We start from the raw sequence: 26,493 nt of genomic DNA, 5'->3' as shown, positions 1-26,493 counted from the left end.
CGAGCTGCGGTCGTCGTGCCGCGGTCGTCGAGCTGCGGTCGTCGAGCTGCGGTCGTCGTGCCGCGGTCGTCGAGCTGCGGTCGTCGTGCCGCGGAGCGTCCCCATCGTCGTCCCCGTGCCGGGTCCCGGCAAGCCGTACGTCGGCCAGGTGCCCCGGCGGTACGCGTCCCGCGCAGGCCGAAACCTCATGCGGCGGGCTCGGCCTCCAGCGCCGCGCCCGGGTCCGGGGCGGAGGGCCCCGACGGGATCCACCGGCCCGCCTCGCGGCGGTACGGCCACCAGCGCCCCTCCCGGCCCAGCCGGAGCTGGCGGCCGGTGCCCGCCTCCGTCCAGCGGGCGCGGACCCGGCGGAGCACCGGTGCCTCGCCGTCCGCCCAGGCCGCGGCCAGGGCCGTCCGGGCCCGGGCCAGCGTGCTCCGGTCCGGCGTCCAGTCGTCCTCCAGCGCCGCGAGGCCCGGGGCCGCGCCGAAGCCCCAGGCGCGTACGGCCAGTTCCATGTCGGCCCGGCTGCGCCCGGTAGCCGCCGCCAGGCGGGAGCGGACCCGGAAGTCACCGGCCTCCGCCGTGAGTCGTACGGCGTCTTGGGCGAGCGTGAGCGGGGCCGTCGGGGCGCGGTCGGCGTGTCCCGGAGCCAGCGCCTCCGCGAGCCGCCGATGGGCTTCGGCCGCGGCCGCCTGTGCCAGGAACTCCACCGCGTCCACGTCCAGATGCGGCTCCGGTTCGACCTCGGTGTCCAGCGTCGGCGGCTGGCCCGGCGCCTGCGGCAGCCCCGGCACCGGCGGCAGGGCGGGAAGGGCGGCGCCCGCTGTGAACACCTCCGCCGCCGGGACCCCCTCGTCGGCGGGCGCGCGCGGAGCAGCCCGTGCCGCTTCGGCCGTGCTCCGCCGTGCCAGCTCGTCCACCAGCCCGCGCTCGCCCCGGCCCCGCAGGAGCAACAGGACGAAGGGGTCCTGGTCGAGCAGCCGGGCCACCTGGTAGCAGAGCGCGGCCGTGTGCGCGCAGTGGTCCCACTCGCCGCAGTCACAGCGCGGATCGAGGTCCCCGATGCCGGGCAGCAGTTCCACCCCGGCCGCGGCAGCGTCCTCGGCGAGCTCCGGCGGCACCTCCCGGTCGAGCAGCGCCGCGATGTGCCCGGCCTCCGCGGCGGCCAGATCCAGCAGCCGGTCCCATTCCGCTTCCGTCAGCTCCTGCACCAGCACGTCCGTCCGGTGCGCCGTCCCGTCCGGATCACGCACCACCGCGGTGAGCCCGCCGGGGCGTACCGACACCGCGCCGACCGCGCCCGAGCGCGCGTACCGGCGACCTTGCTTGACCTGCGTCCCGTCGAGCGCGCTCTCCTCCAGGGCGCGCAGCCAGGCATGGCCCCACCAGGTGTGGGCGAAGCCGCGACCACGGGTGGGTGCCACGGCCGGGAAGGTCTTCTCGTACGGGTCTCGGGTGCTCATCGCTCACTCTCCGCGCGCGGTCGGGCGCAGCGCCACGAGTTCCGCCAGTTCGGCGTCGGTCAGTTCGGTCAGCGCGCCCTCGCCGCCCGTGAGGACGGCATCGGCGAGGGCGCGTTTGCGGGCCAGGAGCTGCGCGATCCGGTCCTCGACGGTGCCTTCGGCGATGATCCGGTGGACCTGTACGGGCTGGGTCTGGCCGATGCGGTAGGCGCGGTCGGTGGCCTGTTCCTCGACGGCCGGGTTCCACCAGCGGTCGAAGTGGACGACGTGCCCGGCCCGGGTGAGGTTCAGCCCGGTGCCCGCCGCCTTGAGGGACAGCAGGAAGACGGGGACCTCGCCCGCCTGGAAGCGGTCGACGAGCTCCTCACGACGCGGCACCGGCGTCCCGCCGTGGAGGAACTGCGAGGCGATGCCGCGGCCCGCCAGATGCTTCTCCAGGATCCGGGCCATCGCCACGTACTGGGTGAAGACCAGCACCGAGCCGCCTTCGGCGAGGATCGTGTCGAGGAGTTCGTCGAGCAGCTCCAGCTTTCCGGAGCGGGCGCCGCCGCCGCCGGTCTGTTTGGCGCCGCGTTCCGCCGGGCCGTGCTCGCGGAGGTAGTGGGCCGGGTGGTTGCAGATCTGTTTGAGGGAGGTCAGCAGCTTGACCACGAGGCCGCGCCGCTCCATCCCGTCCGCCTCCGAAATCGCGGCGAGGGTCTCGCGTACGACCGCCTCGTAGAGCGAGGTCTGTTCGGGACTGAGGGCGACGGCGTGGTCGGTCTCGGTCTTGGGCGGCAGCTCGGGCGCGATGCCCGGGTCGGACTTCTTGCGGCGCAGCAGGAACGGCCGGACGAGCGCGGACAACCTGGCGGCGGCCTGCGGGTCGTGGCCGCTCTCCACGGGGTCGGCGTAGCGGGACCGGAAGGTGCCGAGGCGGCCGAGGATCCCAGGTGTGGTCCAGTCGAGGACGGCCCACAGCTCGGTGAGGTCGTTCTCGACGGGGGTGCCGGTCAGGGCCACACGGGCCGGCGCCGGGATGGTGCGCAGGGCCTTCGCGGTGGAGGAACGCGGATTCTTGACGTGCTGGGCCTCGTCGGCGACGACCATGCCCCAGCCGACGGCGGCGAGTTCGGGCGCGTGCAGGCGCATGGTGCCGTAGGTGGTGAGGACGAATCCCCCCACGTGCTTCGGACGGTCCGGGTGCTCCGGGTGCTCCGGGTGCTCCGGGTGCTCCGGGTTCTCCGAGCGCTCTGAGTCCTCTGAGTGCCCTGAGTCCCCTGGGTGCGTCGGCCGGTCCGCGGGTGCCGTGAGCCCGGCGAGGCTGCGCTCCGTGCCGTGGAAGCGGCGTGCAGGGGTGCCGGGGGCGAACTTCTCGATCTCGCGCTGCCAGTTGCCCAGCAGCGAGGCCGGGCACACCACGAGGGTGGGGCCGGCGGTGGTGGGGTTCTCGGGCCGGTTGCGGTGCAGGTGGAGTGCGATGAGGGTGACGGTCTTGCCCAGGCCCATGTCGTCGGCGAGGCAGGCGCCGAGGCCGAGCGAGGTCATCCGGGCCAGCCAGCGAAGGCCGCGCAGCTGGTAGTCGCGCAGGGTGGCGCGCAGCTCCGGCGGCACGCCGGGGGTGTCCGCGGCCTCCTGCAGGTCGGTGGCGAGGCGCGCGCGCAGCCCTTCCAGCGGTCCGGTGGCCTCTACGTCGATCCGCCGGCCGTCGATCTGCGCGGACCCGGTGAGTACGGCGGCCAGCGCTTCCGAGGCCGCGATCCTACGGTCCTGGCGGGCGCGGGCCCGGCGGGCCTCGGCGGGGTCGACCAGGACCCACTGGTCGCGCAGCCGGACGAGGGGACGCTTCGCCTCGGCGAGTCGGTCGAGTTCGGCGCGGGTCAGATCGCCCTGGTCACCGAGGGCGTGGCGCCAGCTGAAGGAGAGCAGGGCGCCGGGGGCGAGCAGACCGGAGGGCCGGGTGCTCGCGGCGGTGTCGTCGGGGGAGCCGAGAACGGCCCGACTGCTCAGGTCCCGGCGGAGCCCGCGCGGCCAGTGCACCTGGACCCCGTCGGCGGCCAGGGCGGCAGCGGCTTCGCCGAGCAGCTCCGTGACCTCCTCGTCGGCGAGTTCGACCGCGTCGGGAACGGCCGCGCCGAGCAGGGGGGTGAGCGGGGACCACAGCCGGGAGGCGCGGCGCAGGGCGCGGAGGGCATCCATCCGGGCGCCGGGCGGGAAGGCGGCCGTGGCGGTACCGGATCCGGCCCAGACGTCGGCGGCGTCGGCGACGAGGGCGGCGTCGGCCAGGCTGTGGATCTGCAGGACGGCCCGGAAGGCGGGGGCGCCGGCTCCGGGGTGCTCTTCAGCGGCCGGTCCGAGTGCTCGGTCGAGTTCGATCCGCAGGGAGATCCGTACTCCGGCGTCATGGCCGGCGGCCACCTCGGCGGCCCATCCGCGCAGTTCGGGGCGGAGCTGCGGCGGTCGGTCGGCGTAGGCGGTTCCACCGGCGGCCGCGGAAGCGGCGGGGGAGCGGGGGAGTGTGTCGGCGACCGCGTCGAGGAAAGCCCGCAGCAGCGGCTCCGGCGCGGGCAGCCGCGGTGGCCCGTCGGCGTTGAGCGGCACGCAGTGGGCGGCGGGCGGCATGGCGGCGGCCAGTTCCCGGACCTGGTCGAGGTCGGCCGCGTCCAGCGGCCCGATCCGCCAGGCGTCGTGGCCGGCGGGGCTCAGCCCGGGCAGGAGCTGCCCGCGCGCGGCGAAGCTCAGGGCGAGCAGTGCGGCGGCGCCCCAGAACGCCGCGGCGGAGCCTCTGGCGCCGTCGGCCAGGTCCGTGGCCCCGGTTCCGGCCTGCGCCGCGGTCCGGGTCTGCGCCGCGGTCCGGGCGCGGGTGAGCAACGGCAGGGCCTCGTCCACGGACAGGACGAGGGCGGTCACGGTGGCCCGGCGCAGGTCGGGAGTGATGACCGTGAGCTCCTCCGGGCTGCCGACGGAGGACGGGGCGCCGGCCCCGACCGGGACTGGGGCACCGTCATCGGCGGAGGCTCGGACCCGGGCGGTGGCAGAGGCAGAGGCAGAGGCAGCGGCAGAGGCGGCCGCGGAGGCAGGGACGGGGGCAGCGACTGGGGCAGGGGCACCGGGCGTCGTGCCGTCGGTCCGCCAGAGGGCGATCCGGCCGCCGCGGGCCGGGTCGGCGGGCAGGAACACGGCGTTGTGGTGGTGGATGAGGCCGGAGATCTCGGAGAGCACGCATTCCTCAAATTTGACTACCTGGTATGGAAGGGCCGAGGGTACCCCACCGCGAGCGGTCGATGACATGGGCGCGGCCATGACCCGGGTCCCTTCGAAGTTCGTTCGGGTGACGGGGAACGCGTGGTCCCGGCGGCGCGTTGAGCGGGTAGGAGTGGTCGACGGCAGAAGGAGGTGTCCGCAGATGTCCACGAGCGGAAAAGTCGCGGTTGCCGGAGTCGTGGCAGCCATCGTGCTGTTCTGGACCGTCGGGTTCTGGGCGGGACTGCTGGTCCTGATCGGCGTGCCGGTCGCCGCCTACCTTCTGCTGGACTCCTCCCAGCGACGTCGCCTGCGGGGTATATCCAGGAAGCAGATCGGCCGCTGACCGCGGCGGCCGCGCGCTCGTCCGGCGGTGCGGCCGGGCTCCGGCTCGGGTGCGGAGCCCGGCGGGCGTGGCCGCAGGGCGGGGTTCGGACGCGTGCCTGCTCGGTGGTGGTGACGCCCGAAAGCTGTGGCCCGCCCTGGCAGCGGCTCGGTCAGGCGGCGCCGCTCACGGCGGCCGGGACGAGGTCCGTTTCGAGCAGCATCTGGGACGCGTGGTCCACGAGGTGCCGCAGCACGGGCGAGTAGGTCCGGTCGCCGCCCAGTTCGTCCAGGATCCGGTGGCCCTCGGCGCGGAATGTGTCGATCTCCGCCCGGTACCGATCGAGGGTGGCGGGCGCCCGCAGCAGTCGTTCGAGCTCCGTTCTGGCCTGATACGAGCGCCTGGAGGCGGTCCACAGGCCGAAGACGTGCTCTCGGAAATCGGGCGAGGCGTCCTCGACGACCGAGGCGAGGAGGTAGGTGACCGTGCCGTTGCGAAGATCCTCGTTACGGCCGGACAGGATGTCTTCCTGGTCGTTGAAGATTTGCCAGAGGATGCCGAAGACGTAGCCGAATTCGCGCCAAAGCTCCACCTTTTCGGCGGTGGTTCCCGAGAATATCGCGGCCATTGCCGTGATCATTCCGAACGGTGCACCGGACTTTCCGCGGTACGTCTCGACCACCGATTTCCGCGACGCGGTGTGGATTTCTCCCCGCATGTCCTCGATCTGGCCGTCGACGCCGATGATCCAGCCGTTGAGGACCTCGGTTATCAGGGCGCTGCGCGCCGAGTCCGGGAGATCTTGCGCCAGAAGGATCTGGATGGGGAGCGAGTTTCCGGTGATGACCGATGCGAGCAGAGCTTCGTTCTCGGTGAGCGCGCCGGAGATGGAGGCACCGTCGGCGTCCGCCAGGTCGTCGAGATAGCAGGCCGAGGTCCACCACAGCAGGTGCACGGCGGACAGTGGGATGGCCGGCTTCGGATTCCCGGTCTCTATGGCGTGCGTGAGAAGCGGCAGAACAGAGAGGGGATGTCTCAGTTTGCGGTGCTCCAAGAGCCTGGCCACTGAGTTCCTGGTCGTGCTCGCCAGCGTACCGAGCTGCGCCAACGCGGTGTCGATCTCCGCGTCGATGTCCTGCGAGACTTCCCGGTGCAGGTCCAGGTAGGACATGGAATTCAAGAACGGCCTCCGTCGTGGAATGGGCCGCGGGTGCGGAGTGCGCACCTTTGAGCCGCTTGACTGGCCGATTCGATCATTCCGGAGGGTGGGGATCCAGAGCGATTTCCGGTCTTCTTGGCTGGTTCTTTTCGGTCACGGGAGAGGCTGGGATCAGTCGTACCGGTAGGCCGAATCCCGACGAACCGACCGGTATGCGTTTTCGTGCCGCGGATCCGTTACTGCCTTTATCTCGGTCACCGGTCACCGGTCACCGGTCACCGGTCACCGGTCACCGGTCGCGCTCGCGGTCGCCGGTCAGGGCCAGGGTCGCCGCCGACGCCGCGCCGCCCGCTCCGGTTCTTGTTCACGACGGGCGGACCGCTATGCGGTCGAGTGCCGTCAGCAGGTCGGGCAGGTCGGGCAGGTCGGGCAGGTCCGGGAGGTCCGCCTCCCCTTCGGCAGGGGGCGTGAGTTGGCCGGGGACCGTGAGTACCTCGCCCGGCTCCTCGTCCAGCAGGACGAAGGCCGCCTCACCGGTGCGCGCGACGAGCGACCAGCCGGGCCCGTCCACCCGCAGCGTCCGGGCCCCCTCCCCGGCGAACGAGGACCGCACCCGGCCGGCCGGCGGCGGGGTCGTCGTATACGCCAGGGCCTCCTCCAGCGCCCGCGCGAGCCCGGGGTGCGCGGCGGCGGCCGCCCCGCCGTCCGTGGCCACGCGCTCCCGCCAGTCGGCCCACTCCCGCGCGATCTGGTCCGCACCCATCCGCCGCTGCACCGGACCCCATGCGTCCGCCGAGGGCGGGGCGAGCGGGACCCGCCCCGTACCGTCCGCTCCCTGTTCGGGATCGTGCGGCTCCGGGATTCCCGACGCGGACACCGACAGCTCCAGCGGCCAGCCCGCCAGTGAGACCACGATCGTCCGCTCGTCGGGGGACAGGTCGTACTCCATCCCGCAGTCCCAGGAGGCGATGGCCGTCGCGACGAGCGAGACGTCGTCCACGACGACCGTCCAGCGCGCGCCCTCCTCGTCCTGGCCGAGGACCAGCCCGTACCCCTCACCGTTCGGCGCCACGCCCAGCAGGGAGCACGCCTCGGGGAAGTCGTCGCCAAGGATGCTGGGGAACTGTGCCGGGGTCAGCAGCACAGCGGTCAGCACGTACAGCGAGCCGCCACCCTCGTCGTCGGACACCTGGCCTCCTGGTAGCTCTCTCGTCGGCGCACCTTAACCAGCGGGTAACCCGCCCGTCGAGAGCTTGCGGGACACGATTTCCAAGGCTGCTACCTGCACGTAGAGTTGGGAACCCGCCACAGAAAGGGACACCCGGTGCAGCGTTACGATCGGCTGAGGGAAATCCTCCGTCTCGATCCCGACAAGGATTTCCTCGCCATCTACCGGCTCACCGCCACCTACGAGTTCCCCTGGGACTTCACCCGCGCTCTGGAACTCGCCCTGTTCCGGACCTACGCCGTCCCGAGTATCGGTGGCCTGCTGGCCGAGACCGCCGAGTTCACCGACCGGACCCAGAAGCGCTACGACGACACGGCGCTGCTCCTGGACGCGGTCGTCGAGCACGGCTTCGAGAGTGACACCGCGCGCACGGCCATCCGCCGTGTCAACCAGATGCACCGCAGCTACGACATCTCCAACGAGGACATGCGGTACGTCCTGAGCACGTTCGTGGTGATTCCGGCGCGCTGGCTGGACGCCTACGGATGGCGTCCGCTGACCCACCACGAGCGACGTGCTTGTGCGAACTACTACGCCGCCCTCGGCCGGCATTTGGGCATCACGGACATCCCGGGCTCCTACGAGGAGTTCGAAGCCACCCTCGACGCCTACGAGGCGGCCCGCTTCGGCTGGGACGAGGGCGCCCGCAAGGTCGCCGACTCCACCCTCGACCTGATGGCCTCCTGGTACCCGGCGCCGGTCGCCCCCGCCGTGCGGCGCGCGAGCCTGGCCCTCCTCGACGAGTCCCTGCTGGACGCGTTCCGGTACGAGGCCCCGCCCGCCCCGGTACGGCGCCTCGTCCAGGGTGCCCTGTGGCTGCGCGGCCGGGCGGTGCGGCTCCTGCCCCCGCGCCGGGCCCCGCACTACGCCCGCCAGAACCCGGAGATCAAGGGCTATCCGGACGGCTACGACGTGGGGGAGCTCGGCACGTTCCCGGTGCCCGGCTCCGGTGGCTGCCCCGTGCCGCATCCCCGCCGGCCCGCCGGAGCAGAGGCCCAGCCTCCGGCCTGATCCCGGGCACCTCCGCGGGCCCCGGGCGCGGTGCCGACGTACACGTCTGTTCAGGGGCGGCGCAGGGCCAGCACCAGAAAACGGTCGTCGTCATCGGCGTACGAGGCCATGTCCCAGCCCGAACCGCTCAGCAGGGGGCGGAGGTTGTGCTCGGCCCGCATGTCCTCCGGGGTCAGCTCGCGGCCGTGACGCGCGGCGAGCGCCGCTCGCCCGATCGGGTGGAAGAGCGCGAGCCCGCCGCCGGGGCGGACCACGCGGGCGAGCTCGCGCAGGTTCGCTCCCGGGTCCGGCAGGTGGGCGATGAGGCCGGCGGCGAACACAGCGTCGAGCGCCTCGTCGCGCAGCGGCAGCCGGGCCACGTCGGCGAGCAGCAGGGCGCCGTCGGCGTTCCGCCCCGCCCGCTGGGCGGCGGCCAGCATCTGCGGGGTGAGGTCCACGCCGAGCACGGTCCCTGCGGGTCCGACGGCGGACCGCAACGCGGTCATGGCCCGTCCGGTGCCGCAGCCCGCGTCGAGCACACGGTCCCCGGGCCGCAGTCCGAATTCGGTCACGGCGGCGGTGAACGCGGGCCCGTCCCCCGGAAACTTGCGGTCCCAGTCGGCCGCGCGGGCTCCGAAGAACTCCTGCACGTGTGTGTGGTCGTCGCTCATGAGCCCATGATCCCCCAAGGGTGCCGGCTCGTGTCCCTGCGGACCGTGCGCAAGCTGGCACGTGGTGCGATCGAAGACGAACGTAGCTCTGTCATATTCCAGCAGTTCCAGCGGCTTTCGAAATGCGCCCCCTGTTCGCGCCGTCACCCGGACTAGCGTCCCGTGGCCATGGGACACCTGGGACATCTGGACCACGCCGCCTATGGGTGGCTGACACCCGTGCTGTCATACGTGATGGCATCGATCGGCGCCGCCCTCGGGCTGCGCTGCACCGTCCGTGCGCTCGCCACGACCGGAGCCTCCCGCCGCAACTGGCTCCTCACGGCGGCCTCCGCCATCGGCACCGGCATCTGGACGATGCACTTCGTCGCGATGCTCGGCTTCGAGGTCACGGGTACCGAGATCCACTTCGACGTGCCGCTCACGATCCTCAGCCTGCTCGTCGCCGTGCTGGTCGTCGGTGCCGGAGTCTTCGCCGTCGGCTACGGGAAGGAGCGCGGCCGGTCCCTCGTCCTGGGCGGCCTGACCACCGGCCTCGGCGTCGCCAGCATGCACTACATGGGCATGGCGGCCCTGCGTCTGCACGGCGACGTCACCTACGATCCGCTCAGGGTCGGACTCTCCGTCGCCATCGCCGTGATCGCGGCGACCGCCGCCCTGTGGGCCGCGCTCAACATCAAGTCACCGGTGGCGGTCGCCGTCGCCTCGCTCGTCATGGGCGCCGCCGTCAGCAGCATGCACTACACCGGGATGACGGCCGTCGCCGTCAGCGTCAGCCCCTCGGACGCTGCCCTGCCCGGCGCCACGGCCATGCAGTTCATCTTCCCGCTCGCCGTCGGCCTGGGCTCCTACCTGTTCATCACCGCGGCCTTCGTCGCGCTGTCCCCGACGGCCGACGAGCGAGCCGCCTCCGCTTCGGCCCGGCACCTGGGGGAGCACACCGTGACCGCCCACTGACCGCGCTGCCCGCGCTGACCGGGCACCGGCGGCGGTCCGTGAGGCGGCGGGCCGCTCCCGCTGCGGAGCTCCGGGTCCACCGGTTCGCGGGGCGCCGGCGCCGTCACTCCAACCCACCCCCACCGTCAGGCCGCGCCCCACCCCCCCACCCGCCCCACCGCACCCGTACGCACCGCCGCCCGGAACGAGGAGCCCATGCGAACACCCCGCAGAAAACCGGAAGCAGCGGCGCCGCGGCTGCCCGCGCCCCCGGCACGCGGCCGCCGGGCCCACGCCGGGCCGCCGGCCGAGGAACCGGCGGAGCTCCGGGACCAGCGGCCCCGTCCGCCCGCCGCACACGAGAGCGGATCCCGGCGGAGGTTGCGGCTGCGCCCCGCCACCGTCCGCGCGAAGATCGTCTCGCTGCTGATGGTCCCGGTCGTCTCGCTCCTCGCCCTCTGGGCCTTCGCGACCGTCAACACCGCCCGGGACATGGCCCGGATCAGCCGCGTCCACCAGGCCGACACCGAGATACGCACACCCGTTGCCGCCGCCGTCACCGAGCTCCAGGCCGAACGCCGCGCCGCCGTACGGCTGCTCGCCGACCCCGCCTCCGACCCGGGCGCCCTCGATCAGCAGGCCCGCCGGACCGACGCGGCCGTGCAGCGGCTGAGGCTCGGTGACCAGCACACTGTCGCCGACTCCGGTGACTACCGCTCCGACGTGGTGGTCCGCCTGGAGGCGTTCGTAGCCGCCGCCGAGAGCCTGACCGCGTCGCGCAAGGACATCACCGACCGCCGCGCCACGACCGAGGCCGCCTACACCATCTACACGCGCGTGGTCGACTCCGCCTTCGCCGTCGGCGGTGCCCTGACCGGCGGGGAGAGCGCCGAACTCGGCTCCGAGGCCCGGGTCCTGCTCGAATTCTCCCGCGCCGCGGAACTGCTGTCCCGGGAGGACGCGCTGCTCGCCACCCCCGGACCGCGCACCGCCGAAACGCTTCGGCAGCTGACCGGCGCCGTGGAGTCCCGCCGCGCCCTCACCGATTCAGCCGCCCGTGACCTCCCCGGCGACCAGCAGGCCGTCTGGCAGTCCGCCGCCAAGAGCGCCGCCTACGCCGACCTCACCGGTGCCGAGGACCGGGCGCTGGCCGCCGGCACCTCCAAGGAGAGCCGGGGCGTACCCGCCGGATGGGAAGCCGCCCACGGCGCCATCGCCTCCTCCATGCGGGAGGTCGAGGACGCCGCCCACGCCGCGGCCGCCGAGCGGGCCGACCCGTTCGCCGAAGGGGCGCTCACTGCGGCCGGGGCCGCCGTGCTGCTCGGCCTGGTGGCCGTCGCCGCCTCCCTCGTCATCTCGGTCCGGATCGGCCGGGCGCTGGTCGTCGAACTCGTCTCGCTGCGCAACACCGCCCTGGGCATCGCGCACCGCAAGCTCCCGCAGGCGATGGAACGGCTGCGCGCCGGCCAGGAGATCGACGTCGCCGCCGAGACCCCGCCCGGACCGCCGGCCGACGACGAGATCACCCAGGTCGGTGAGGCGCTCGACACCGTCCACCGGGCCGCGCTCAGCGCCGCCGTCGAACGGGCGGAGCTCGCCAGCGGGATCTCCGGCGTCTTCGTCAACCTCGCCCGCCGCAGCCAGGTCCTCGTGCACAAGCAGCTCACCCTGCTCGACTCGATGGAGCGGCGCGCCGACGACCCGAACGAGCTGGGTGACCTCTTCCGGCTCGACCACCTGACCACCCGGATGCGCCGGCACGCGGAAAGCCTGATCATCCTGTCGGGTGCCACCCCGGGCAGGGCCTGGCGGAAGCCGGTCCCCCTCACCAACGTCGTTCGGGCAGCCGTCTCCGAGATCGAGGACTACCCCCGGATCGAGGTCCGGCAGCTCGTGGAAGCCGCCGTGGTCGGAGGCGCCGTCGCCGACCTCACCCACCTGCTGGCCGAACTCATCGAGAACGCGGCACAGTTCTCCCCGCCGCACACGAAGGTCCGGGTCAGCGGCGAGCCCGTCGGCACCGGCTACGTCCTGGAGGTCGAGGACCGCGGACTCGGCATGGGCCCCGATTCCCTCGGCGACGCCAACCGCCGCATCGAGCAGTCCGAGTCCCTCGACCTCTTCGACAGCGACCGGCTCGGGCTCTTCGTGGTCAGCCGCCTCTCGGCCCGCCACGGAGTGAAGGTGCACCTGCGCACGTCGCCCTACGGTGGCACCACCGCGGTGGTGCTCCTGCCCAACTCCCTGCTCCAGGACACCATCGCAGCGGCCGACGGCGCAGCCGGGGCCTCGGGCTCTGCCCCGGCCCCGGAATCCGGCCCCGTCACCCGCCCGGAGCCGTCGGCCCCCGCTCCGGCCCGGGCGCCGTCCCGGCCTTCCTCCCGCTTCTCCGCCCCGGCGCCGGAGGCGGGGGGCGCGAAGGCGGAGCAGCCGACCGCCATGACGGTCGTACGGGCGGACGCGCAGCCCCCGGCTCCGGGCCCGGCGGACGGCCCCGTACGGGACGAGCCGCGCCCGGCCCCGGTGGCTTCGCTCCGGCCACGCACTCCCGGTGGTGCGGGCACCCGTATCCAGACGGCGGCGGTGCCCCCGGCCTCGGTGACGGAACTGCCGCGCCGGGTACGCCAGGCCAGTCTCGTCCCGCAGCTTCGGGAGGCCCCCGCCCCGAAGGCTCCGGCCGTGTCCCGGCTCCCCGAGGAGCCGCCGGGCCGCAGCCCGGAGCAGGCCCGGGACCGGATGACGGCCTACCGGGACGGCTGGGTCCGAGGCGCCCAGGACAACTCCCCCCACGCAGGCAGCGAAGGAGAAGTGTGATGATCGAACACCAGAGGATCGACCTCGACGGGGGCCGCAGGTCCGGCGAACTGGACTGGCTGCTCGACGACATGGTGCTCCGGGTCCGCGAGGTCCGGCACGCCGTGGTCCTCTCCAACGACGGCCTGGCGGTCGGCGCCTCCAGCGCCCTCAGCCGGGAGGACGCCGAGCACCTGGCCGCCGTCGCCTCCGGCTTCCACAGCCTGGCCAAGGGCGCGGGCCGGCACTTCCACGCCGGGGGCGTGCGCCAGACGATGGTCGAGATGGACGACGGCTTCCTGTTCGTCGCGGCCGCCGGCGACGGTTCCTGCCTGGCCGTGCTCAGCGCCGCCAGCGCCGACATCGGACTGATCGCCTACGAGATGGCCCGGCTGGTGAAGCGGGTCGGCGAGCACCTCTACACCCCGCCCCGGTTCGCGGCGCGTCCGCCGGCCGCGGGCTGAGGGCGGCGGTCCGGCACATGAACGGCCAGTGGTACGACGCCGACGCGGGCCCCCTCGTCCGTCCGTACGCCATGACGGGCGGGCGGACGAAGCCGGGGCCCCACGGGGTCCGCTTCGACCTGATCGCGCTGGTCGCGGTCGACCCGGAGGGCACGGACGAGGCGGCCGAGTCCCTGCTGGGTCCCGAACACCGGGCACTGCTCGGACTCTGCCGGTCCGAGACCCAGTCGGTGGCCGAACTCGCCGCCGACGCGGACCTGCCCGTGGGGGTGGTGCGGGTGCTCCTCGGGGACCTGCTGGAGGGCGGCCACGTCAAGGTCAGCCGTCCCGTGCCGCCCGCACAACTGCCGGACGAGCGGATTCTGCGTGAAGTCATCGAGGGATTGAGAGCGCTTTGATGGGACAGCATGACGACCGGTCTGCCGGATCGGACCCGGACACGGAGCAGGGTCCCGAGGAGGACCCCGAACTGGCCGCACTGGCCTTGAAGATCCTGGTGGCCGGCGGGTTCGGTGTCGGCAAGACCACGCTGGTGGGCGCGGTCAGCGAGATCCGGCCGCTGCGGACGGAGGAGCAGCTGAGCGAGGCGGGGGAACTGGTCGACGACACGGACGGCGTGGACCAGAAGACGACCACGACGGTGGCCATGGACTTCGGGCGGATCACCATCCGGTCCGGGCTGTCCCTGTACCTGTTCGGCACGCCGGGGCAGGACCGGTTCTGGTTCCTGTGGGACGAGCTGTCGCAGGGCGCGCTGGGCGCGGTGGTACTCGCCGACACCCGGCGGCTGGAGGACTGCTTCCCGGCGGTGGACTACTTCGAGCACCGGCGTATCCCGTTCGTGGTGGCCGTCAACTGCTTCACGGACGCTCGGCGGTTCGGGGCGCACGACGTCTCGCGGGCCCTGGACCTGGAGCAGGGGACTCCGGTGGTGCTGTGTGACGCGCGGGACCGGGACTCGGGGAAGGAAGTGCTGATCAGGCTGGTCGAGTACGCCGGGCGGGTGCACACCGCCCGGCTGCTGGACTCGGTGGAGCCGCAGGCCGATTCCGTGTGAACCGGCCCGGTCGGCGGCATCGGGAATGGGGGATCGGAGGCCAGGGACCGGAGTCCGGGATCGAAGGTCGTGGTTCGTGGTTCGTGGTTTGTGGGGCGGCGATCAGGGGGCGCGCGTCAGGGGCCGGTCATTCGGCGACGCCGGCGAGGGCGATCACCTTGTCGATCGGAACCCTGACGAGGAGTTCGGTCGGGACGGCGTTGCGGCGGCCGAAGGACTCGGCCTGCTCCTCGCCCATGTACCGGGCACCGATTCGCGTTGCCCAGGTGAGCAGTTCGCCGGCGTCGTCGGCGTACCCGCTGATCTCGGCGCGGCCCTGGAGGACGACGAAGGAGAACGGCGGCCGGTCGTCGTCCACGCAGAGCGCGACCCGGCCGTCGCGGGCGAGGTTGCGTCCCTTGACGGTGTCCTTTCCGGTGTTGAAAACGAAGGAGTCCCCGTCGAGCACGAACCAGATGGGGGCGATGTGCGGACTTCCGTCCTCGCGCACGGTGGAGAGCTTTCCGGTGCGGGTCGAGTGCGAGACGAACGCCCGCCATTCCTCTTGAGTCATCTTCTTCGCCATGGGGACATCCTCCTTGCCCGAAAGGCGCTGGTGGGGAAGGCTTGCGGCACGAGTACGCGGGGTGGGGCGAGGCCATGTGGCCGACGTCGACGGGGAGGGGCCGGGAATGGCACTGGACAAGCAACTGGACTGGCTGCTGGACGACCTGACGCGCAGGGTCCCGCAGGTGCGGCACGCGGTGGTGCTGTCCAACGACGGCCTGGTCACGGGGGCGAGCGCGGGGCTGGCACGGGAGGACGCGGAACACCTGGCGGCTGTCGCGGCCGGTCTGCAGAGCCTTGCCAAGGGGTCCGGCCGCCACTTCCGGGCAGGTGAGGTACGGCAGACGATGGTCGAGTACGACGAGGGGGCGCTGTTCGTCATGGCGGCGGGCGCGGGCAGCAGCCTGTGCGTGCTGAGCGCCGCCGAGTCCGACATCGGACAGGTCGCGTACGAGATGACACTCCTGGTCAACAGGGTGGGCGAGCACCTGGGCGTCGCGGAGCGGCGCATCACCGGCGGCTGAACCGGGCCGTCTCCGGTGCCTGTGGGGAAGTTGTCCACAGGCCTCGCGGGATGTCGTTGCACTGAGTTACGGTCTTCACACAGAGTAATCGCTGCTCGTGGGGGAGGACTGTGATGACGCAGATGGGGACCGCACTTCGGCAAACTGCGGCCGACGGCGCTCTGGTCGACGGCGCTCTGGTCGACGGCGCTCTGGTCGACGGCGCTCTGGTCGACGGCGCTCTGGTCGACGGCGCTCTGGTCGACGGCGCTCTGGTCGACGGCGCTCTGGTCGACGGCGCTCTGGTCGACGGCGCTCTGGTCGACGGCGCTGTGGCCGCTGGCACGGCGGCGGGCGGCACAGCGGCCGGAGACGCGACGGACGTGCTGGTGGGCGGCGTGCAGGCCGCGGGGGAACTGGGGCTGAGCCGGAGCGAGTTCGCACGGGCCGTCCAGCTGGGAATCGTGCGGGCCGGGCCGCGCACGCTGTCCGGGACCGTGCGCTACGCACGGGCCGAACTGGACCGGGTCAGGTCGGTGGCGGGCCCACCGGGCGCGCTGCGCGAGCGGGTCGAGACGGTGGCCGGGGCACAGGCCGCGGCCGAGGTGGTGGGGGTCGGCCCGAGCCGGTTCACGCGGCTCGCGCGCTGCGGGCACGTGACCCCGGTCGGCTACCGGATCAACCGGTACCGGGCCGTGGTGTGGCTCTATCTGAGCGCGGAGCTACGGAACTTCGCCGTACGGGAGCCGGGAATGCTGCGCGGGATCGCGCCCCCGGCCGACCGGGAGCTGATGGCGGCCAAGGCGGATCTACGACCGCGCATGTGGCGAGGTCGGCATGTCGGACTGTTGCTGAGACGAACCGCCGACCCCTGGGAGCGTGCCGCCGTACTGGCGTCCGTGCTCCCCGAGGGCGAGCTGCTGGAAGCCGTGCCCGACCCGGCGGAGCGGATCGTCCTGGCCGCCCTCGGCCCACCCCCGCCGTACGGGCACCCGCAGGTGCCGGCGGCGGCCGCGGTCGCGACAGTACTGCTGACGGCCGGCCCGCCGGACGAGGTCCACTGGTACCGCACCAGCCTGGACTTCGCCCTGGCGGGGGCGCGGGGTCAGTCGAAGTCGACGGGCGAGAGGGGGCCGACGTAGACCCAGGCCCCGCCCTCGCGGGAGAAGCTGCTGTGCTCGTGCAGCGAGCCCGTGTGCCGGCCCTCGCGGTAGTGGGCGCGGAACTCCACCGAGCCCTCCGTCTCGAACATCCCGCCGCGCTCCGTGGCGAGGATCTCCAGCCGCTCCCAGCGCTGTTCGGGATCCAGGTCCAGACGGTCCGGGCGGGTGGAGGGGTGCCAGGAGCGCATCAGGTAGGCGGTGTCGCCGACGGCGAACGCGCTGAACCGGGAGCGCATCAGCCGCTCGGCGGTGGGTGCCGAGCGAGCACCGGAATGGAAGGGGCCGCAGCACTCCGAATATACGGCGGGCAGCCCGCAGGGACAGGGGACGGCAGGGGTGGGCATGGGTGTGCTCAGTTCTCCGGGGCGGGCTCGGACGGCTTGGCGGGGTAAGGACGGAAGAGGCCCTCCTGGACCACGGAGACCAGCAGCCTGCCCTCCACGTCGTAGATGCGGCCCCGGGCCAGACCCCGGCCGCCGTGCGCGATGGGCGACTCCTGGTCGTACAGGAACCACTCGTCCGCCCGGAAGGGCCGGTGGAACCACATGGCGTGGTCCAGCGAGGCCATGTCGAAACCGCGCATGCCCCACAGGGGTTCCACGGGGATGCGCACGGCGTCGAGGAGGGTCATGTCGCTCGCGTAGGTGAGCGCGCAGGTGTGGATGAGGGGGTCGTCGCCCAGTGGACCGACCGCGCGCATCCACACCGCGCTGCGGGGATCGGATCCCTTGAGCTCCTCGGGAGTCCAGCGGAGCCGGTTGACGTACCGGATGTCGAAGGGCTGCCGGCGGGCCATCCGCTCCAGCGCCTCCGGCAGCGCCCCCAGGTGCTCGCGGATCTCGTCCGCGACCTTGGGGAGCGTGTCCGGGTGCGGGACGTGGTGAGGAGGCAGCTGGTGCTCGATGCCGCCCTCCTCCGGATGATGGAAGGAGGCGGTGAGATTGAAGATCGTCTTGCCCTGCTGGACCGCGGTGACCCGGCGCGTGGTGAAGGACCGCCCGTCGCGCACCCGCTCCACCTGGTACACGATCGGCACCCCGGGGATGCCGGGGCGCAGGAAGTACGCGTGCAGCGAGTGGACCGGGCGGTCGCTCTCCACGGTGCGCCCGGCGGCCACCAGAGCCTGGCCGGCGACCTGCCCGCCGAAGACACGCTGGAGGGACTCCTGCGGGCTGGCGCCACGGAAGATGTTGACCTCGATCTGCTCCAGATCGAGCAGATCGACCAGTCTCTCGGCGGGGTTCGTCATCAGAGGATCTCCACGGTCGGGTCCGGCGGGTCCGGTGGGCCGGGCGGACGGGGCGGGTTGCGGCGGACGGTCAGAGCGCTCCGAGCTCACCGACCGAGGTGACCCGGATGACGGCGCGTCCCTCCTCGTCGGAGGCGGCCAGGTCGACCTCGGCGCTGATGCCCCAGCCATGGTCCCCGTTGGGGTCCGCGAAGGTCTGGCGGACGCGCCACAGACCGTGCGCCGGGTCCTCCTCGATCTGCAGCAGCTTCGGGCCGCGTGCGTCGGGGCCGGTCCCCAGGTCGTCGTACTCGTCCCAGTACCCGTCCAGGGCCTCGCCCCAGGCGTCCGCGTCCCAGCCGGACTCGGAGTCCAGCTCGCCCAGCACGTTGACGTGGTCGAGGGCGGCCAGCTCCACCCGGCGGAACATGGCGTTGCGGACAAGGACGCGGAAGGCACGCGAGTTCGCGGTGACCGGCTTGACCTGGTCGGCCTTCTCCTGGGCCTGCTCCGCCGTCTCCACCTCCGGGTTCGCCAGCTGCTCCCACTCGTCCAGCAGGCTGGAGTCGACCTGGCGGACCAGCTCGCCGAGCCAGGCGATCAGGTCCTGGAGGTCCTCGGACTTGAGGTCGTCCGGGATGGTGTGGTCCAGGGCCTTGAACGCGCTCGCCAGGTAGCGCAGCACGATGCCCTCGGTACGGGCCAGTTCGTAGAAGGAGGTGAATTCGGTGAAGGTCATCGCACGCTCGTACATGTCGCGGATGATCGACTTCGGGGAGACCGGGTGGTCGCGGACCCAGGGGTGGCTCTTGGCGTACACGTCGTAGGCGTGCGAGAGCAGCTCTTCGAGCGGCTTCGGATAGGTGACGTCCTGGAGCCGCTCCATCCGCTCCTCGTACTCGATCCCGTCGGCCTTCATCTGGCCGACCTGGATGCCGCGTTCCTTGTTCTGCTGGGCGGCGAGGATCTGCCGCGGGTCGTCCAGGGTGGACTCCACGACGGAGACCATGTCCAGCGCGTAGGAGGGGGACTCCGGGTCCAGCAGATCGAACGATGCCAGCGCGAAGGTGGACAGCGGCTGGTTGAGCGCGAAGTCCTGCTGGAGGTCGACGGTGAGCCGGATCGTGCGGCCCTCCGCGTCCGGGGTGTCGAGCTTCTCGACCACACCACCGTCCAGCAGCGAGCGGTAGATCGCGATGGCCCGGCGGATGTGCCGCAGCTGGGCCTTCCGGGGCTCGTGGTTGTCCTCCAGCAGATGGCGCATCGCCTGGAAGGCGTCGCCCGGCCGGGCGATGACCGACAGCAGCATGATGTTGGTGACCTTGAAGCGCGAGGTGAGCGGCTCCGGGTCGGCGGCGATGAGCTTCTCGAACGTGGTGTCCGACCAGGCGACGAAGCCCTCCGGAGCCTTCTTGCGCACCACCTTGCGGCGCTTCTTCGGGTCGTCGCCGGCCTTCGCGAGCGCCTTCTCGTTCTCGATGACGTGCTCGGGGGCCTGGGCCACCACATAGCCCGCGGTGTCGAAGCCGGCCCGGCCGGCGCGCCCCGCGATCTGGTGGAACTCCCGGGCGCGCAGGGTGCGGACGCGGTTGCCGTCGTACTTGGTGAGCGCGGTGAACAGCACCGTACGGATCGGCACGTTGACGCCGACCCCGAGGGTGTCCGTACCGCAGATGACCTTCAGGAGACCGGCCTGGGCGAGCTTCTCGACGAGGCGGCGGTACTTCGGGAGCATGCCCGCGTGGTGCACACCGATGCCGTGCCGCACGTAGCGGGAGAGGTTCTGGCCGAACTTGGTGGTGAAGCGGAAGTTGCCGATCAGATCGGCGATCTTGTCCTTCTCCTCGCGGGTGCACATGTTGATGCTCATGAGCGACTGCGCCCGCTCGACCGCCTGGGCCTGGGTGAAGTGCACGATGTAGACCGGAGCCTGCCGGGTCTCCAGCAGCTCGGTGATCGTGTCGGTGATCGGTGTGGTGACGTACTCGTACGAGAGCGGGACGGGCCGGGTCGCGGAACGGACCACCGAGGTGGGCCGGCCGGTACGCCGGGTCAGGTCCTCCTCGAACCGCTTCATGTCGCCGAGCGTCGCCGACATCAGGATGAACTGTGCCTGCGGCAGCTCCAGCAGCGGGATCTGCCAGGCCCAGCCGCGGTCCGGCTCGGCATAGAAGTGGAACTCGTCCATCACGACCTGGCCGATGTCGGCGTGCTTGCCGTCGCGCAGGGCGATGGAGGCCAGCACCTCGGCGGTGCAGCAGATCACCGGGGCGTCCGCGTTCACGGAGGCGTCGCCGGTCAGCATGCCGACGTTCTCCGTGCCGAAGAGCTTGCACAGGTCGAAGAACTTCTCCGACACCAGCGCTTTGATCGGTGCGGTGTAGAAGGTCACCTTGTCCTGGGCGAGGGCGGTGAAGTGCGCGCCCGCCGCGACGAGGCTCTTGCCGGAGCCGGTCGGGGTGGACAGGATCACGTTCGCCCCGGAGACGACCTCGATCAGCGCCTCCTCCTGAGCCGGGTACAGGGTGATGCCCTGGTCCTCCGCCCACGAGGAGAAAGCCTCGAAGAGGGCGTCGGGGTCGGCGTTCGGCGGGAGCTGATCAATGAGGGTCACACCCCCCATCTTGCCTGGCTTCCCCCCGGATCAGGGAACCGGCGGACAGAACGAAGATCACCGAAGGTACGCTGTGCCGTCGATGCGGCCCGAACGAAACAGTCGACCGGGCCCGACCACACACCAGCGGGGCGGGGAACGACCATGATGGGTCCGGCGCACTCACTGTCCGGGGCAGCGGCCTGGCTGGGGGTGGGGGCGGCCACCGCGGCCGCCGGACACCCCATGCCCTGGCCCGTCCTCGTCGTCGGCGCGCTGATCTGCGCCGGAGCGGCCCTCGCCCCGGACCTCGATCACAAGTCGGCGACGATCTCGCGCGCCTTCGGCCCGCTCTCCAAAGGCGTGTGCGAGGTGGTCGACAAGATCTCCTACGCCGTCTACAAGAGCACCCGCTCCAAGAAGGACGCCCGCCGGACCGGCGGCCACCGCACCCTGACACACACCTGGCTCTGGGCCGTCCTGATCGGCGGCGGGTCCTCCCTGCTCGCCGTCACTGCCGACCGCTGGGGCGTGCTCGCCCTGCTCTTCGTGCACCTCGTGCTGGCGGTCGAAGGGCTGCTGTGGCGCGCCGCCCGGATGTCCAGCGACGTCCTGGTCTGGCTGCTCGGCGCGACCAGTGCGTGGATCCTGGCCGGAGTGCTCGACCAGCCCGGCAACGGCGCGAACTGGCTGTTCACCGGACCGGGCCAGGAGTACCTCTGGCTCGGCCTGCCGATCGTGCTCGGAGCCCTGGTCCACGACATCGGGGACGCGCTCACCGTGTCCGGCTGCCCGGTCCTGTGGCCGCTGCCGATCGCCGGCAAGCGCTGGTACCCGATCGGCCCGCCGAAGGCGATGCGGTTCCGGGCCGGCAGCTGGGTGGAGCTGAAGGTCCTCATGCCCGTCTTCATCCTGCTGGGCGGCTTCGGCGGCGCCTCGGCCCTCGGCTTCATCTGACGTACCGCCGACCGGCCGCACCCGAGGCCGTCTGTTCAGCCCCGCCCCGGCCGGTCATGATGTGGGCCGACGAGCCGTCAGTGCCGTCGGCTCGCGTCCGGACCCGGGGGGGGATCCATGCGCAGGAGAAGCAGGACCATCCGTACGACAGCGGCAGCGGCGGTGCTCGCCTCGCTCACCGTCGTCCTACCGGCTCGCACCGCCGCGGCGGAGCCCGCAGCAGGCGCGCCGGACGCGGGACCGCGCTGCGAACCGTCCATCCGGATCCTGGAGTCGCTGCCGGGGGAGGACCCGTATCCGAACCCGTGGCTGCACCGCACCCAGGTGAACGACATCGGCCCGGCCGGGCTGGCGGTCGGCGTCTCGCACGACCTGCCGGCGTACTGGGTCGGCACCAAGGTGTTCGCCGTCCCGCTGCCCGCCGGAGCCACCGGCGGACGGGTGGAAGCCGTCAACCGGTCCGGCCTCATGGTCGGCACGCTGACCACCCCGGTCCGGACCGAGACCCTGGCCTTCAGCTACCGGCCGGGGGCGCGCGGTGTCACCCTGTTGCCCCACGGACACACCGCGAGCGACGTCAACGACCGGGGGCACGTCGTCGGCACCCGCTACGACGACGAACCGGGAGTCACCACCGGTCTCGAATGGGCCGGCGGCAGGATCCACCGCAAACTCCTCGTGCCGCCCGGCTACCGGCTCGACTACGTGACCGGCATCGACGACGCCGGCCGGGTCATCGGCTCCGGCTTCGGGCCCCCGGCCACCGGGGACGACCGGCCCACCAGCCCCGGGCTGCTCTGGTCCGCCGCCGTGGACGCCGGCCCCACCGCTCTCCTGCCCCTCGGCAGCCTCGACCACCAGTACCGGCCCCACGACATCGACGACTCCGGCCGGATCGTCGGCACGTACGTGTCCGTTCAGGAGCAGTGGCTGGACCGGCCCGCCGTCTGGACCGTCCCTCACGAGCCGGCCGGCTACGCGCCCCGGCTCCCGAGCGCCCACCGCGGCACCTTCGAGGGAATCAGCCCGCATACGAACGTCTCCGTCGGCATCGGCAGCCACTTCCTGTACGCGTGGCCGCCGCCGCCGGACCACCCGCAGGAGCGGGCCCAGTACTGGACCGGTGAAGGCCCGATGCGCGCCCTTCCCGCACTTGCCCCGAACGCCTTCACGACCGCCTACACCGTCACCGACGACGACCGGGTCGGCGGTGCCGCCGAGGACGCCGAGGGCGACACCCACCCGGTCATCTGGACCTGCGCCCGCAAGCAGGCCTTCATCCCGGCCGGCTGACCCGCCGGACCGGCCGACCGACCCGACCGACCCGACCGACCCGACCGACCCGACCGACCCGACCGACCCGACCGACCCGACCGACCGGACCGGGCGGGCCGGGCGACGGGACGACGAGGGGCGGCGGACGGGACCATGTCCCGCCCGCCGCCCCTCGTGTCACGCCGCGCGTGCTCCGGCTCAGCCGTGCCAGGACCGCCACAGAGCCGCGTACGCCCCGTCGGCCGCGACCAGTTCGTCGTGCGAGCCGAGTTCGCTGATCCGGCCGCCTTCGACCACCGCGATCACATCCGCGTCGTGCGCGGTGTGCAGCCGGTGGGCGATGGCGATGACCGTACGGCCGTCCAGCACCCGGGCCAGCGAGCGCTCCAAGTGCCGTGCCGCACGCGGATCCAGCAGCGAGGTGGCCTCGTCCAGCACCAGTGTGTGCGGGTCGGCCAGCACCAGCCGGGCCAGCGCGATCTGCTGCGCCTGCGCCGGGGTCAGCGCCACGCCACCGGAACCGACCTCGGTGTCCAGGCCGGCCTCCATCGCCCGCGCCCAGCCGTCCGCGTCCACCGCCGCCAGCGCCGCCCACAACTCGGTGTCGCCGGCACCCGTCCGCGCGAGGCGGAGATTGTCCCGCAGCGTGCCCACGAACACGTGGTGCTCCTGGTTGACCAGGGCCACGTGCTCGCGCACCCGCTCCGCGGGCATCCGCGACAGCCGCGCCCCACCGAGCGTGACCTCGCCCGTCCGGGGTGCGTAGATTCCGGCGAGCAGCCTTCCCAGGGTGGACTTGCCCGCGCCCGAGGGGCCGACCAGCGCCATCCGGGTACCCGGCGGCACGGACATCGACACCTCGTGCAGGACGTCCACGCCCTCCCGGTAGCCGAAACGGACCTCCTCGGCGCGCACGTCCCGGCCCTCCGGCGCCACCTTCGCGTCCCCGGCGTCCGGCGCGATCTCCCGTACGCCCACCAGCCGGCCCAGGGAGACTTGGGCGACCTGCAGTTCGTCGTACCAGCGCAGGATCAGGCCGATCGGATCGAAGAGCATCTGCGCGAGCAGCGCACCCGTGGCCAGCTGTCCGACCGACATCCAGCCCTGCAGCACGCAGTAGCCGCCGATCAGCAGGACCGCGCCGAGGATCGTCACGACGGTGGCGTTGATGACGGGGAAGAGAACGGTCCGCAGGAACAGGGTGTACCGCTCCCACGCGACCCACTGGGTGATCCGCCGCTCCGACAGGGCGATCCGCTCGGGCCCGAGGCGGTGCGCCTCGACCGTGCGGCCCGCGTCCACCGTCTCGGTGAGCACCGCCGCCACCGCCGCGTAACCGGCCGCCTCGGAACGGTACGCGGACGGCGCCCGCTTGAAGTACCAGCGGCACCCGATCACCAGAATCGGCAGCGCCACCAGCGCCGCCAGCGCCAGCGGCGGCGCCGTCACCGCGAGCGCGCCGAACAGCAGCCCCGCCCACACCACGCCGATGGCCAGCTGGGGCACGGCCTCACGCATCGCGTTCGCCAGCCGGTCGATGTCGGTCGTGATCCGCGACAGCAGGTCACCGGTACCGGCCCGCTCCAGCACCCCCGGCGGCAGGCCTACCGACCGCACCAGGAAGTCCTCGCGCAGATCGGCGAGCATCTCCTCGCCCAGCATCGCCCCGCGCAGCCGGACCTGCCGGACGAAGAACGTCTGGACCGCCAGCGCCAGGGTGAACAGCAGCGCCGCCCGCTCCAGGTGCAGCTCGCGTGCCCCCGCCGACAGGTCGTCCACGATCCGGCCCAGGAGGTAGGGGCCGACCATGGAAGCGATGACCGCGGTCGCGTTGACGCCCACCAGCACCAGGAAGGATCGCCGGTGCCGCCGGAACAGGCCGCGCACATAGTCCCGTACGGTCGCCGACGTGCCCACGGGCAGGGTCGCGGCCGTCTCGGGTGCCGCCGGGTCGTACTCCGGCGGCGCCACGCCGATCATGCGGATTCCTCGATCTCTGTGAGTGTCGCTTCCAGTTCGGTCAGTTCCATCCCGGCGAGTCGCTGTTCCTCGTCGGTCTCGCGGGTGACGACCGCCCTGTAGCGCGGTTCGTCCCGCAGCAGCTCGCGGTGGGTACCGACGGCCGCCACCGTGCCCCCGTCGACGAGCACGACCCGGTCCGCACGGTCCAGCAGCAGTGGCGAGGACGCCAGTACCACCGTGGTCCGCCCGGCGCGCAGGGCCGCGATCCCGTCCGCGATCCGCGCCTCGGTGTGCGAGTCGACCGCGGAGGTCGGCTCGTCGAGCACCAGCACCTCCGGGTCGGTGACCAGGGACCGTGCCAGGGCGAGCCGCTGGCGCTGGCCACCCGAGAGGGAGCGGCCGCGCTCGGTGATCCGGGCGTCCATCGGGTCCTCGACCCCTTCCGGCGCCGACTGCAGCAGCGCGTCCAGGACGTCGGCGCACTGGGCTGCGCCGAGAGCCGCACCGGATTCGACGGCTTCGGAGGCCGGTACGTCGAACAGCTCCCGCAGGGTCCCGGACAGCAGCACCGGATCCTTGTCCTGTACGAGGACCAGGGAGCGCGCGGTGTCCAGTGCGAGCTCGTCCAGCGCGACGCCGCCGAGCAGCACGGACGGTGTTCCCGCGTCCGCGCCGGTCCCCGCGTCCGCGCCCGCCGCATCGTCCATGGGGTGGCCGCCGAGGCGTTCCGCGAGCCGCCCCGCCAGGTCGGGGTCCCCGCACACGACGGCGGTGAACCGGCCCGCGGGGGCCAGCAGCCCGGTCTGCGGGTCGTACAGGTCCCCGCCCGGGGCAGGTGCCGGCACCGGCTCCGGGCGCGCGGGACGTCCGGCGGCGGCGTCCGTCCGGGTCAGGGACAGGACCCGGGCGGCCCGCTTGGCGGAGGGCCGTGAGAAGGAGTACGCCATGGCGATCTCCTGGAAGTGGCGCAGGGGGTACAGCAGCGTGGCCACCGCGCTGAAGGCGGCGACGAGTTCACCCACGGCGATGCGGCCGTCCGAGACGAGCGCGGCGCCGTACCAGATCACCGTGATCATCAGCGCGCCCGGGAGCACCACCTGGATCGCGGAGATCAGCGCCCACATCCGGGCACTGTGCACGGCGGCCTTGCGGACCTCCTGCGAGGCCTCGCGGTAGCGGCCGAGGAACAGGTCCTCACCACCGATACCGCGCAGTACGCGCAGGCCCGCGACGGTGTCGGAGGCAAGTTCGGTGGCCTTGCCCGCCTTCTCCCGCTGGACGTCCGCGCGCCGGGTGGCGCGCGGCAGCAGCGGCAGCGAGGCCAGGGCGATCAGCGGGACGCCGACGGCGACGACGGTGCCGAGTTCGGGCGCGTAGAACAGCAGGCCGACGCAGACGAGGACGACGGAGAAGACGGCCGCGAGGAAGCGGGAGACCGCCTCCACGAACCAGCCGATCTTCTCCACGTCGCCCGTGGACACCGCGACCACTTCGCCCGCGGCCACCCGGCGGGTGAGGGCGGAGCCCAGTTCGGCCGTCTTGCGCGCGAGGAGTTGCTGGACGCGCGCGGCCGCGGTGATCCAGTTGGTGACCGCCGTGCGGTGGAGCATCGCGTCGCCGACGGAGACGGCGACCCCGATGAGCAGGAGCAGGGCGCCCACGCGCAGCAGCCGGTCCGGGTCGTGATCGGCGACCGCGTCGACGCCCATACCCACGGCGTAGGGCAGTCCGGCGACGCCGGAGAAGTGGAGCATTCCCCAGCCCAGGCTCTTGAGCTGTCCGCCGAGTTGACCGCGCCCCAGCCACAGCAGGAACCGGGGGCCGGAGCGGGCGTCGGGTACCCCTGGATCCGGATACGGAAGATCGCTGATCTGCATGACGCCCCATGACTGTTCGAGTGGTCCAAACCGTGCAAGGTTCGCCTTCGGGACCGATGCCGGGCAATCGATTTTTCGTGGGACGCGCGCTGCGGCCAG

Annotated in this window: 22 protein-coding genes; 11 read left to right on the top strand and 11 right to left on the bottom strand. The window is 72.6% G+C overall.

From position 1 onward, the window contains the following. Positions 1 to 185: 185 nt before the first annotated feature. Positions 186 to 1,445 carry an SWF or SNF family helicase gene (locus DEJ51_RS03345; RefSeq protein WP_150256125.1) on the bottom strand — a complete coding sequence of 420 codons (1,260 nt, stop codon included), beginning with the start codon at positions 1,443 to 1,445 and terminating at the stop codon, positions 186 to 188. 3 nt (positions 1,446 to 1,448) lie between these two features. Then, positions 1,449 to 4,715, bottom strand: coding sequence for a DEAD/DEAH box helicase (locus tag DEJ51_RS34895; protein WP_223836133.1), 3,267 nt, complete (start codon positions 4,713 to 4,715; stop codon positions 1,449 to 1,451). Between the two features lie 115 nt (positions 4,716 to 4,830). Between DEJ51_RS34895 and DEJ51_RS03330 the strand changes: the two genes are divergently transcribed. Further along, a complete protein-coding gene (locus DEJ51_RS03330) occupies positions 4,831 to 5,013 on the top strand; it encodes a hypothetical protein (protein ID WP_150256123.1) in 183 nt (60 codons plus the stop codon). A gap of 151 nt (positions 5,014 to 5,164) precedes the next feature. On the opposite strand, the gene DEJ51_RS03325 is transcribed toward DEJ51_RS03330, so the two are convergent. Both DEJ51_RS03325 and DEJ51_RS03320 read right to left on the bottom strand, forming a co-directional pair. Then, a complete protein-coding gene (locus DEJ51_RS03325; RefSeq protein ID WP_150256121.1) occupies positions 5,165 to 6,163 on the bottom strand; it encodes a polyprenyl synthetase family protein in 999 nt (332 codons plus the stop codon). Between the two features lie 352 nt (positions 6,164 to 6,515). After that, on the bottom strand, positions 6,516 to 7,340 hold the full coding sequence (locus tag DEJ51_RS03320; protein ID WP_150256119.1) for a hypothetical protein: 825 nt from the start codon (positions 7,338 to 7,340) through the stop codon (positions 6,516 to 6,518). Positions 7,341 to 7,475: 135 nt separating this feature from the next. Between DEJ51_RS03320 and DEJ51_RS03315 the strand changes: the two genes are divergently transcribed. Beyond that, positions 7,476 to 8,390 (top strand): oxygenase MpaB family protein, encoded by a 915-nt coding sequence (locus DEJ51_RS03315; RefSeq protein WP_150256117.1) that lies wholly within the window; start codon positions 7,476 to 7,478, stop codon positions 8,388 to 8,390. Between the two features lie 50 nt (positions 8,391 to 8,440). On the opposite strand, the gene DEJ51_RS03310 is transcribed toward DEJ51_RS03315, so the two are convergent. Then, on the bottom strand, positions 8,441 to 9,040 hold the full coding sequence (locus tag DEJ51_RS03310; protein ID WP_150256115.1) for a class I SAM-dependent methyltransferase: 600 nt from the start codon (positions 9,038 to 9,040) through the stop codon (positions 8,441 to 8,443). 177 nt (positions 9,041 to 9,217) lie between these two features. On the opposite strand from DEJ51_RS03310, the gene DEJ51_RS03305 reads away from it, so the two are divergent. The 5 genes from DEJ51_RS03305 (at position 9,218) to DEJ51_RS03285 (ending at position 14,290) form a co-directional block, all read left to right on the top strand. Further along, complete coding sequence (locus tag DEJ51_RS03305) at positions 9,218 to 9,997, top strand: MHYT domain-containing protein (protein WP_150261666.1); 780 nt, start codon at positions 9,218 to 9,220, stop codon at positions 9,995 to 9,997. Between the two features lie 195 nt (positions 9,998 to 10,192). Further along, the gene (locus DEJ51_RS03300) at positions 10,193 to 12,790 is read left to right on the top strand and encodes a nitrate- and nitrite sensing domain-containing protein (protein ID WP_150256113.1); all 2,598 of its coding nucleotides are present in this window, start codon (positions 10,193 to 10,195) and stop codon (positions 12,788 to 12,790) included. Then, positions 12,790 to 13,233, top strand: coding sequence for a roadblock/LC7 domain-containing protein (locus tag DEJ51_RS03295; protein WP_150256112.1), 444 nt, complete (start codon positions 12,790 to 12,792; stop codon positions 13,231 to 13,233). The genes DEJ51_RS03300 and DEJ51_RS03295 overlap by 1 nt, the downstream gene beginning before the upstream one ends. Before the next feature lie 17 nt (positions 13,234 to 13,250). Next, positions 13,251 to 13,631, top strand: coding sequence for a DUF742 domain-containing protein (locus DEJ51_RS03290; RefSeq protein ID WP_150256110.1), 381 nt, complete (start codon positions 13,251 to 13,253; stop codon positions 13,629 to 13,631). Next, entirely contained in the window at positions 13,628 to 14,290 is a 663-nt protein-coding gene (locus tag DEJ51_RS03285; protein ID WP_411757280.1) for a GTP-binding protein, read from the top strand. Before DEJ51_RS03290 ends, DEJ51_RS03285 begins: the two co-directional genes overlap by 4 nt. Before the next feature lie 127 nt (positions 14,291 to 14,417). Here the strand turns inward: DEJ51_RS03285 and DEJ51_RS03280 are convergent, their stop codons facing one another. Beyond that, complete coding sequence (locus DEJ51_RS03280) at positions 14,418 to 14,855, bottom strand: PPOX class F420-dependent oxidoreductase (protein WP_150256108.1); 438 nt, start codon at positions 14,853 to 14,855, stop codon at positions 14,418 to 14,420. Between the two features lie 106 nt (positions 14,856 to 14,961). On the opposite strand from DEJ51_RS03280, the gene DEJ51_RS03275 reads away from it, so the two are divergent. Then, positions 14,962 to 15,360: a roadblock/LC7 domain-containing protein gene (locus DEJ51_RS03275; RefSeq protein ID WP_150256106.1), complete on the top strand. Its 399-nt coding sequence runs from the start codon at positions 14,962 to 14,964 to the stop codon at positions 15,358 to 15,360. 122 nt (positions 15,361 to 15,482) lie between these two features. Then, on the top strand, positions 15,483 to 16,481 hold the full coding sequence (locus DEJ51_RS03265) for a DUF6397 family protein (RefSeq protein ID WP_190620175.1): 999 nt from the start codon (positions 15,483 to 15,485) through the stop codon (positions 16,479 to 16,481). Here the strand turns inward: DEJ51_RS03265 and DEJ51_RS03260 are convergent. From DEJ51_RS03260 to DEJ51_RS03250, 3 genes are all read right to left on the bottom strand, one after another. Further along, entirely contained in the window at positions 16,445 to 16,846 is a 402-nt protein-coding gene (locus tag DEJ51_RS03260) for a YchJ family protein (protein ID WP_150256100.1), read from the bottom strand. The genes DEJ51_RS03265 and DEJ51_RS03260 overlap by 37 nt on opposite strands. A gap of 8 nt (positions 16,847 to 16,854) precedes the next feature. Next, positions 16,855 to 17,751 carry an acyl-CoA thioesterase gene (locus DEJ51_RS03255; protein WP_150256098.1) on the bottom strand — a complete coding sequence of 299 codons (897 nt, stop codon included), beginning with the start codon at positions 17,749 to 17,751 and terminating at the stop codon, positions 16,855 to 16,857. A 70-nt stretch (positions 17,752 to 17,821) separates the two neighbouring features. Then, positions 17,822 to 20,344: a DEAD/DEAH box helicase gene (locus tag DEJ51_RS03250; protein WP_150256096.1), complete on the bottom strand. Its 2,523-nt coding sequence runs from the start codon at positions 20,342 to 20,344 to the stop codon at positions 17,822 to 17,824. Between the two features lie 144 nt (positions 20,345 to 20,488). Between DEJ51_RS03250 and DEJ51_RS03245 the strand changes: the two genes are divergently transcribed. Both DEJ51_RS03245 and DEJ51_RS03240 read left to right on the top strand, forming a co-directional pair. Next, complete coding sequence (locus DEJ51_RS03245) at positions 20,489 to 21,280, top strand: metal-dependent hydrolase (protein ID WP_150256094.1); 792 nt, start codon at positions 20,489 to 20,491, stop codon at positions 21,278 to 21,280. A 117-nt stretch (positions 21,281 to 21,397) separates the two neighbouring features. Further along, on the top strand, positions 21,398 to 22,573 hold the full coding sequence (locus tag DEJ51_RS03240; RefSeq protein ID WP_150256092.1) for a hypothetical protein: 1,176 nt from the start codon (positions 21,398 to 21,400) through the stop codon (positions 22,571 to 22,573). 180 nt (positions 22,574 to 22,753) lie between these two features. On the opposite strand, the gene DEJ51_RS03235 is transcribed toward DEJ51_RS03240, so the two are convergent. Together DEJ51_RS03235 and DEJ51_RS03230 are read right to left on the bottom strand one after the other, a co-directional pair. Continuing rightward, entirely contained in the window at positions 22,754 to 24,535 is a 1,782-nt protein-coding gene (locus DEJ51_RS03235) for an ABC transporter ATP-binding protein (protein ID WP_150256090.1), read from the bottom strand. Next, positions 24,532 to 26,394: an ABC transporter ATP-binding protein gene (locus DEJ51_RS03230; RefSeq protein ID WP_150256088.1), complete on the bottom strand. Its 1,863-nt coding sequence runs from the start codon at positions 26,392 to 26,394 to the stop codon at positions 24,532 to 24,534. The genes DEJ51_RS03235 and DEJ51_RS03230 overlap by 4 nt, the downstream gene beginning before the upstream one ends. Positions 26,395 to 26,493 lie beyond the last annotated feature (99 nt).

Source organism: Streptomyces venezuelae (assembly GCF_008642275.1).
GTDB classification, from domain to species: Bacteria; Actinomycetota; Actinomycetes; order Streptomycetales; family Streptomycetaceae; genus Streptomyces; species Streptomyces venezuelae_E.
This window is presented reverse-complemented; position numbering and strand designations above follow the sequence as displayed.